Consider the following 8,517-nt stretch of genomic DNA (forward strand, 5'->3'; position numbering starts at 1 on the left):
CGAGCAAGACGCAGTGGTTGAGTGGGCTCTACTACGCTGATTTCATCAGCTTTTACAGCCCTACTCAACTGTGCGGAGGTGGGACGACGAAATCGAATTCTTACGAATGACCGATTTCTGTCCCACTCTCGTTTTTTCCGATTTGAAGAATCTTTTATCAAGAGAAGAAATAGAAAAAGCCTGCTTCGTCTGAAGCAAGCTTTCTAAGATTAATTTGTAGCGATTTCGTTTAATAAATCTTCTGCAGTAGTGGTTGGGTTCACTCGAACACGATTGAGCGAGAGTAATCCGTTAGACAGTGAAGCCAGGCCGTTATTGGTCGTCAATCCCATCTTATAGCCCAGACTTTCAGCGATCTGCAAGGTCGCATCACTATAGCGGCCAGATGGATAGGCAACAGTCGTCGTCTTCTGTGATAGATTGTCATCTAAAAAGGCTTTAGAATCACGTAGTTCAAGGGTTTGTTGATCAGCAGTAGCAGTTGATAGATCAGGGTGGTTGACGGTATGGTCTTCAAAGGACATCCCCTTTTCCTTCATTTCTTTGATCTCATCTAGCGTCAGCATATCTTCACGGCCAGCTTGGACAAATCCAGTAATGACATTGTTGGTTGCCTTCATCTGGTACTTTTGAAGTAGCGGGAAGGCATTGGTATAAAAGTCTTTCAAACTATCGTCAAAGGTCAGCCAGACTACTTTTTTATTTTCAGGTAGGACATTTTCTGTCAAAGCTTTGTAAGCTTCATCTGGGGTTAAAGTATAATAACCAGCCTCTTTCAGGGCCTGCAAATGACTTTCGAAAGTAGTTGGATCTACAATCAAACCAGCATTGGCTGCCTCAGAGGGATCCATTACATGGATCGCATGGTACATCAAAATTGGAATCTTAACAGGCTCATCCTGTTTTACCCACTTTATTTTTGAAGCTTCTTCATTTATTGAGGTAGAGTCTGGCTTGGAGGTGGATTGCATAGTTTGGTTGCCTGCAGAGGACTGTTTGCTAGGAGAGAACTGAGTCTTCCAAAGATAAATTCCGCCTACGATTAGGGCAAGGAGCAAGAAAAGGTTGATAATAGAAAAAAGGAATGCCTTTTTCTTAGCTTTGTGTCTTTGCATGCGTCTTCCAATGTGTTTATCGGTCATGGTATCTCCTTCTAATCTCATGAGTTTAAAATTTTTACTTACATTATAACAAATATACAAATAGATTTGTAGGCATTTCTATATATTTTTGTTATAATGTTTTTTATATAAGAAATATTCAAGGAGTTCCTCATGTCTATTAAAATTGCTTTACTTGGTTTTGGAACAGTTGCCAGTGGTGTTCCTTTCTTGTTGAAAGAAAATGGTGAAAAGATTGTTCAGGCTGCTCATTCTGAGATTGAAGTTGCTAAAGTTTTGGTCAAGGATGATGCTGAAAAAGAACGTCTTTTGGCAGCTGGAAATGATTACAACTTTGTGACCAATGTGGATGAAATCTTAAATGACAGCGAAATTGCGATCGTTGTGGAGCTGATGGGACGGATTGAACCAGCAAAAACCTTTATCACGCGCGCACTTGAAGCAGGTAAACATGTGGTAACTGCTAACAAAGACTTGCTGGCTATTCATGGTTCTGAATTGTTAGATATTGCTAAGAAAAATGGCGTTGCTCTCTATTATGAAGCTGCTGTTGCAGGCGGTATCCCTATTTTACGCACCTTGGTTAATTCATTGGCGTCTGACAAGATTACCCGCGTTTTGGGCGTGGTCAATGGAACGTCTAACTTCATGATGACTAAGATGGTAGAAGAAGGTTGGTCTTACGAGGATGCTCTTGCGGAAGCGCAACGTTTAGGATTTGCTGAAAGTGACCCGACGAACGACGTTGATGGAATTGACGCAGCCTATAAAATGGTCATCCTCAGCCAATTTGCTTTCGGTATGAACATCAAGTTTGAAGATGTCAGCCACCAAGGTATTCGCAACATCACGCCTGAAGACGTCGCTGTTGCTCAAGATTTGGGCTATGTGGTGAAATTAGTTGGTTCGATTGAGGAAACGCCATCAGGAATCGCTGCGGAAGTGACACCGACTTTCTTGCCAAAAGCGCATCCACTAGCTAGCGTAAACGGCGTAATGAATGCGGTCTTTGTCGAGTCAATCGGTATCGGAGAATCCATGTATTACGGCCCAGGTGCAGGCCAAAAACCAACTGCGACCAGTGTCGTTGCGGATATCGTCCGTATTGTTCGTCGCCTAAATGAAGGCACGATTGGCAAAGCCTTCAATGAATTTAGTCGCGAGCTTGTCTTGGCTAAACCTGAGGATGTTAAGAGCAACTATTATTTCTCTATCTTGGCTCCAGATGCCAAAGGTCAAGTCTTGCATTTGGCTGAAATCTTCAATGCTGAGGAAGTTTCCTTCAAGCAAATTCTACAAGAAGGTACGGATGGTGAAACAGCACGTGTGGTCATCATCACGCATGCTGTCAGCAAGACTCAGCTAGAAAATGTCGTTGCCAAGCTCCGTGAGGTACCAGAGTTTGAATTACTCAATACCTTTAAAGTATTAGGAGAATAAGATGAAAATTATTGTACCAGCAACCAGTGCCAATATCGGGCCTGGTTTTGACTCAGTTGGTGTCGCAGTCTCCAAATATTTAGAAATCGAAGTCTTGGAAGAAAGTCAGGAGTGGGTTATTGAGCATGATCTCAATCCTCGAATTCCAACGGATAAACGGAATTTACTAATCAAGATTGCCCTGCAATTAGCCCCGGACCTTCAGCCACATCGCTTAAAAATGACCAGCGATGTTCCTTTGGCGCGTGGTCTCGGCTCTTCTAGCTCCGTTATTGTGGCAGGGATTGAACTGGCTAATCAGTTAGCAAATCTGAACTTATCAGATCATGAAAAGCTGAAAATTGCGACAAAAATCGAAGGGCATCCGGACAATGTCGCACCAGCGATTTATGGAAATCTAGTGATTGCAAGCTCTTTCCAAAATCAAGTTTCAGCTGTTGTATCAGATTTCCCAGAGGTCAGCTTTATCGCTTTTATTCCCGATTATGAGTTGAGAACAGTTGAAAGCCGCCGTGTCTTGCCTAATCGCCTTTCATACAAGGAAGCTGTTGCAGCAAGCTCTGTAGCCAATGTCGCTGTTGCAGCGCTCTTAAAGGGCGATATGAAAACAGCTGGTCGTGCCATTGAATCTGATCGTTTCCATGAGAGATATCGCCAACCGCTTATCAAAGAATTTTCTGACATTAAATTCTTAGCCAGAAAGCAGGGCGCTTTTGCGACTTACATCTCTGGAGCTGGTCCGACTGTTATGGTTTTGGCTCCGAAAGACAAGGCTGAGCAGATTTATCAGCAAATCAAGGAACAAGACTTTGATGGGGAAGTTTTCCAGTTGCAAGTCGATACTCAGGGTGTACGTGTAGAAAAATAGAAGAGAGTTTGAGGATGACGAACTTGTGGACGCAGTGTTGGTCTACAATCTTCGTTCTCCTCTTTCTTTTTGCTTTGAAAAAGAATCTTTATTTCCCTTAGTCTATCGTAAATATCATTTAATTTTGATATAATAGAGTGTAATTTGTAAAAAAGAGAGTAAGTCATGCAAAACCTAGAAAAATTTTCTGCGGAATTAGAAGGAATCGACATCCGTTTCAATGAACCTTTGAGTCAATACACTTATACAAAGGTAGGCGGAGCTGCCGATTTCTTAGTTTTTCCACGCAACCGTTATGAATTGGCTCGGATTGTCAAGTTGGCCAATCGTGAAAATATTCCTTGGTTGGTGCTTGGGAATTCAAGTAACATTATCGTTCGAGATGGCGGTATTCGAGGCTTTGTCATCATGTTTGACAGTCTAAATAACGTAGCAGTAGATGGCTATACGATTGAGGCAGAGGCTGGTGCCAATCTAACTCAGACTACTCGTATTGCCCTGCATCATAGTTTGACTGGCTTTGAATTTGCCTGTGGCATCCCGGGTAGTGTTGGCGGAGCTGTCTTTATGAATGCTGGCGCTTATGGCGGAGAAATTGCTCATGTGCTTGTTTCTTGCAAGGTCTTGACACCTGAAGGAGAAATAAAGACCTTGGATGCGCGTGATATGCGCTTTGGTTATCGCCATTCACTTATTCAAGAAACTGGCGACATCGTCATTTCAGCTAAGTTTGGTCTGGCACCAGGTGTCCACCAAAACATTCGTCAGGAAATGGAACGTCTGACCTATCTGCGTGAACTCAAGCAGCCTTTGGAATACCCATCATGTGGGTCTGTCTTTAAGCGTCCTCTGGGACATTTTGCTGGTCAGCTCATCAGTGAGGCCGGTTTAAAAGGCTATCGAATCGGTGGTGTAGAGGTTTCAGAAAAACATGCTGGTTTCATGATTAATGTCGATCATGGTACAGCTAGCGATTATGAAGAGTTGATTGCTCATGTCATTAAAGTAGTCAAAGAGCATTCAGGTGTCACTCTGGAACGAGAAGTTCGAATTATTGGAGAAGCATAAGAGTCCCATATGTAATTGTCTGATTGCTTTTCTAAGATTTGTCCAAATCTTTGGAATAGCCAATATCCATGTGTCATTAGTAAAGGGGGTGAAAGCCTATCGATATCGCAAGTATGCAGGGCCATAGTAGCCCTCGAGAGGTTTTTTTGGTCTGACAGAACCAAAAATCTGTTAATACATGGAAAAGAAGGAATTTATGCCAATTGAAAAAACCAATTATTGAGTTCAAAAACGTTTCGAAGGTTTTTGAAGACAGTAACACCGTCGTTCTCAAAGATATTAACTTTGAATTAGAAGAAGGAAAATTTTATACGCTTCTAGGGGCTTCTGGCTCTGGGAAGTCAACCATCCTTAATATTATTGCAGGACTGCTAGATGCGACAACGGGAGACATCTTTTTGGATGGTGTCCGCATCAATGACATTCCTACCAATAAGCGGGATGTTCATACTGTATTCCAGTCCTACGCCCTTTTCCCGCATATGAATGTTTTTGAGAATGTAGCCTTTCCGTTGCGGTTGCGGAAGGTAGACAAAAAAGAAATTGAAGAACGGGTTACTGAAGTTCTGAAAATGGTCCAGCTGGAAGGATATGAGCGCCGTTCAATTCGGAGACTTTCAGGCGGTCAACGCCAGCGGGTAGCCATTGCTCGTGCCATCATCAATCGGCCACGGGTTGTCCTACTTGACGAGCCTCTTTCTGCGCTAGATTTGAAGTTGCGGACGGATATGCAATATGAGCTCCGTGAACTCCAACAGCGTCTCGGGATCACTTTCGTCTTTGTCACCCACGACCAGGAAGAAGCCCTAGCTATGAGTGACTGGATTTTTGTCATGAATGAAGGGGAGATTGTCCAGTCAGGAACGCCAGTGGATATCTATGATGAGCCAATTAACCACTTTGTTGCGACCTTTATCGGAGAATCTAATATCCTGCCAGGTAAGATGATCGAAGACTACTTGGTCGAGTTCAATGGGAAGCGTTTTGAAGCAGTTGACGGAGGTATGCGACCAAACGAATCCGTTGAAGTGGTGATTCGTCCAGAGGATTTGCGCATTACCTTGCCTGAAGAAGGAAAACTGCAGGTTAAAGTAGATACCCAGCTTTTCCGCGGGGTTCATTATGAGATTATTGCCTACGATGAACTCGGAAATGAATGGATGATTCACTCGACCCGCAAGGCCATCGTCGGAGAAGAAATTGGTCTGGACTTTGAACCAGAGGATATCCATATCATGCGCCTCAATGAAACCGAAGAAGAATTCGATGCTCGGATTGAAGAATACGTAGAAATCGAAGAGCAAGAAGCAGGGCTGATCAATGCCATTGAGGAGGAAAGAGATGAAGAAAACAACCTCTAACCTTTTTATGCTTCCATATTTTCTTTGGATTCTGCTTTTTGTCCTAGCTCCAGTGATAATGATTGTCTGGAAATCATTCTTTAATATCGAAGGGCAGTTCACGCTGGAAAACTATCGGATTTATTTCACTTCGCAGAATTTGACCTATCTGAAAATGAGCTTTAATTCGGTATTTTACGCAGGCATCATCACCTTGGTGACCTTGCTCATTTCCTATCCGACTGCTTATTTTTTGACCCAGCTTAAGCATCGCCAGCTCTGGCTCATGCTGATTGTCCTACCGACTTGGATCAATCTTTTGCTCAAGGCCTATGCCTTTATCGGCATTTTTGGACAAAACGGTTCGGTAAATGAATTTCTGACCTTTATCGGTATCGGTCCCAAGCAGATTCTTTTTACTGACTTTTCTTTTATTTTTGTTGCCAGCTACATTGAGCTGCCCTTTATGATTCTACCGATTTTCAACGTCTTGGATGATTTGGATCCCAATCTCATCAATGCCAGCTATGACTTGGGTGCCAATCGTTGGCAGACTTTCCGCAATATCGTCTTTCCGCTCTCAATGAATGGTGTGAGAAGTGGCGTGCAGTCCGTCTTCATTCCCAGTCTCAGCCTCTTCATGCTGACGCGTTTGATCGGTGGGAACCGTGTTATTACGCTGGGAACAGCCATTGAACAGCATTTCTTGACAACGCAAAACTGGGGAATGGGCTCAACCATCGGAGTGGTTCTGATTATTGCCATGCTCTTCACCATGTGGGCAACCAAGGAAAGGAGAGAACGATGAAAAAATTTGCTAATCTTTATTTAGCGATTGTGTTTTTAATCCTTTATCTTCCGATCTTTTATTTGATTGCCTATGCCTTCAATGCTGGCGATGACATGAACAAATTTACTGGCTTTGATCTGGTTCATTTTCAAAAGTTATTTGAAGATTCACGCTTGATTTTGATTTTGGCGCAGACTTTCTTCTTAGCCTTTCTTTCTTCCCTCATTGCTACCATTATCGGAACTTTCGGTGCGATTTATATTTACCAAGCCCGCAAAAAATATCAGGATGCTTTCTTATCCATCAATAATATTTTGATGGTGGCGCCTGACGTCATGATTGGGGCTAGCTTCCTGATTCTCTTTACCACGGCTAAATTCCAGCTGGGCTTTGTGTCCGTTTTGGCCAGCCACGTCGCTTTTTCAATTCCCATTGTTGTGCTGATGATTTTGCCACGGCTGAAAGAAATGAATGACGACATGATCAAGGCTGCTTATGATTTGGGAGCCAGTCAAGTCCAGATGCTCAAGGAAATCATGTTGCCTTATTTGACGCCAGCGATCATTGCCGGTTATTTTATGGCTTTCACCTACTCACTAGATGACTTTGCTGTGACCTTCTTTGTAACAGGAAATGGCTTCTCAACTCTTTCCGTAGAAATTTATTCTCGTGCACGGCAAGGAATTTCCTTGGAAATCAATGCCCTGTCTGCTCTGGTCTTTCTCTTTAGTATCGTTTTAGTCATTGGCTATTACTTTATCACGCGTGAGAAGGAGGAAGCAGCATGAAAAAACTCTATTCGTTTTTAGCAGGGATTCTTGCGATTATCCTGATCTTGTGGGGCATTAGCTATCGGATTGAGAGTAAAGCCAATAGCAAGGGCAGTGATAAATTGGTTGTCTATAACTGGGGAGATTACATTGATCCGGAATTGCTGACAGAGTTTACCAAGGAAACAGGCGTGCAGGTGCAGTATGAAACCTTCGACTCCAACGAAGCCATGTACACAAAAATCAAACAAGGTGGTACAACCTACGATATCGCAATCCCAAGCGAGTACATGATTGCTAAAATGATGAAGGAAAACTTGGTGGAAAAATTGGACCATAGCCAGATCAAAGGCTTGGAAAATATTGGTTCAGACTTTTTGGATCAGCCATTTGATCCAGGAAATCAGTATTCCATTCCTTATTTCTGGGGAACGCTGGGCATTGTTTATAATACTAAAATGGTCGAGCACGCGCCTGAGCACTGGAATGATCTCTGGAAGCCAGAATACAGAAACTCCATCATGATGATTGACGGAGCCCGCGAAGTTATGGGGATTGGTCTAAATTCGAATGGTCATAGTCTCAACTCCAAAGATGCAGACCAGCTGCAGGAGGCTGTCGATAAGCTTTACACTCTGACGCCTAATATCAAGGCCATCGTCGCTGATGAGATGAAGGGCTACATGATTCAGAATAACGCGGCTATCGGCGTGACCTTCTCTGGTGAAGCTCGTCAAATGCTGGAGGCCAATGAAGATCTGCGCTATGTCGTGCCTACAGAAGCCAGCAATCTTTGGTTTGACAATATCGTTATTCCAAAGACGGTCAAAAATAAAAAAGCTGCCTATCAGTTTATCAATTTCATGTTGAGACCAGAAAATGCTTATAAAAATGCGCTTTATGTTGGCTACTCAACACCAAATCTTCCTGCCAAGGCCATGCTGCCAGAAGAGGTACAGGAAGATGAGGCCTTTTATCCAACAGAAGAAACCATGAAGCATCTGGAAGTCTATCAGCAATTAGGTCCAAAATGGCTTGGAACCTACAACGACCTCTATCTTCAAGTCAAAATGTATCGCAAATAGCCAAAGAAGAGGCTGGGACAAAAGTCCTAGCCTCT

8 protein-coding genes are annotated in these 8,517 nt (G+C 43.1%); 7 read left to right on the plus strand and 1 reads right to left on the minus strand.

Annotated elements, in window-relative coordinates; all coding sequences use genetic code 11:
* Positions 1 to 209: 209 nt before the first annotated feature.
* The gene (locus A0765_RS09010) at positions 210 to 1,142 is read right to left on the minus strand and encodes a polysaccharide deacetylase family protein (RefSeq protein WP_062006193.1); all 933 of its coding nucleotides are present in this window, start codon (positions 1,140 to 1,142) and stop codon (positions 210 to 212) included.
* Positions 1,143 to 1,274: 132 nt separating this feature from the next.
* Between A0765_RS09010 and A0765_RS09015 the strand changes: the two genes are divergently transcribed.
* The 7 genes from A0765_RS09015 (at position 1,275) to A0765_RS09045 (ending at position 8,482) form a co-directional block, all read left to right on the plus strand.
* Positions 1,275 to 2,561, plus strand: coding sequence for a homoserine dehydrogenase (locus A0765_RS09015; protein ID WP_062006195.1), 1,287 nt, complete (start codon positions 1,275 to 1,277; stop codon positions 2,559 to 2,561).
* A gap of 1 nt (position 2,562) precedes the next feature.
* Entirely contained in the window at positions 2,563 to 3,429 is an 867-nt protein-coding gene (thrB, locus tag A0765_RS09020) for a homoserine kinase (protein WP_062006197.1), read from the plus strand.
* A gap of 165 nt (positions 3,430 to 3,594) precedes the next feature.
* A complete protein-coding gene (murB, locus tag A0765_RS09025) occupies positions 3,595 to 4,497 on the plus strand; it encodes a UDP-N-acetylmuramate dehydrogenase (RefSeq protein WP_048763119.1) in 903 nt (300 codons plus the stop codon).
* Positions 4,498 to 4,700: 203 nt separating this feature from the next.
* Positions 4,701 to 5,858: an ABC transporter ATP-binding protein gene (locus A0765_RS09030; protein ID WP_048763121.1), complete on the plus strand. Its 1,158-nt coding sequence runs from the start codon at positions 4,701 to 4,703 to the stop codon at positions 5,856 to 5,858.
* Positions 5,839 to 6,645 carry an ABC transporter permease gene (locus tag A0765_RS09035; RefSeq protein WP_061911266.1) on the plus strand — a complete coding sequence of 269 codons (807 nt, stop codon included), beginning with the start codon at positions 5,839 to 5,841 and terminating at the stop codon, positions 6,643 to 6,645. Before A0765_RS09030 ends, A0765_RS09035 begins: the two co-directional genes overlap by 20 nt.
* Entirely contained in the window at positions 6,642 to 7,415 is a 774-nt protein-coding gene (locus A0765_RS09040; protein ID WP_005590157.1) for an ABC transporter permease, read from the plus strand. Before A0765_RS09035 ends, A0765_RS09040 begins: the two co-directional genes overlap by 4 nt.
* The gene (locus tag A0765_RS09045) at positions 7,412 to 8,482 is read left to right on the plus strand and encodes an ABC transporter substrate-binding protein (RefSeq protein ID WP_005590161.1); all 1,071 of its coding nucleotides are present in this window, start codon (positions 7,412 to 7,414) and stop codon (positions 8,480 to 8,482) included. Before A0765_RS09040 ends, A0765_RS09045 begins: the two co-directional genes overlap by 4 nt.
* Positions 8,483 to 8,517 lie beyond the last annotated feature (35 nt).

Source organism: Streptococcus cristatus, from assembly GCF_001588905.1.
Taxonomy (GTDB): domain Bacteria; phylum Bacillota; class Bacilli; order Lactobacillales; family Streptococcaceae; genus Streptococcus; species Streptococcus cristatus_N.